The sequence below is a fragment of the Mesorhizobium sp. M7A.F.Ca.CA.004.06.1.1 genome (genome assembly GCF_003999135.1).
Lineage (GTDB): Bacteria > Pseudomonadota > Alphaproteobacteria > Rhizobiales > Rhizobiaceae > Mesorhizobium.
In genome coordinates this window covers 1-604 of record NZ_RZPQ01001369.1, presented here as the reverse complement: position 1 = coordinate 604, position 604 = coordinate 1, and the positions used below count along the sequence as shown (strand labels likewise).

The window sequence follows — 604 nt, the reverse complement described above, 5'->3', positions numbered from 1 at the left end:
GTCTGCTGGCTTATCAGCCCGTTGCTGACGGCGAAGCCAGCAACCAGAGCGACAAGGGCTGCAATGATTGCAGCTTTCACCTTCTTCGACATCCATAGGCGCCTTGTTCATGACACCCAACCCACGGCGAAGGGTGCCGCAACCTTGGCGAAGGGTCAATCCTTTTGGCTGCAGTCTCTGCTCACGTGCAACGAAATCAACTGGTTACAAACGAAAAACGCCGCCCATTGGGCGGCGTTTCGGCATTGCAGCGGGAAACTCAGATTACTTGATCTTGGTTTCCTTGAATTCGACGTGCTTCTTGGCGACCGGGTCGTACTTGCGGAACGACAGCTTGTCGGTCTTGGTGCGGCTGTTCTTGCTGGTCACGTAGAAGAAACCGGTGTCGGCGGTCGACAGAAGCTTGATCTTGATGTTTGCGGCTTTGGCCATGATATCAGTCCGTTTGTTCGTGGGGTTTTGGCCGCTGGAGCACGGGGAAACACCCGGACGCGGGAAACTTGGCGCGACACATAAAGAACGCGCCCGGAAAGTCAAGCCCGGCAAGCCTGGTGCGACCCGCCTGAGCCTGCTGGTGAACGGAAATCATGCTGTTTCTGTCGCC

1 protein-coding gene is annotated in these 604 nt (G+C 56.5%); it reads right to left on the bottom strand.

All coding sequences use genetic code 11. From position 1 onward, the window contains the following. Positions 1 to 264 precede the first annotated feature (264 nt). Positions 265 to 432, bottom strand: a complete 168-nt coding sequence (gene rpmG / locus EN906_RS36380) for a 50S ribosomal protein L33 (protein WP_006201775.1) — start codon at positions 430 to 432, stop codon at positions 265 to 267. Positions 433 to 604 lie beyond the last annotated feature (172 nt).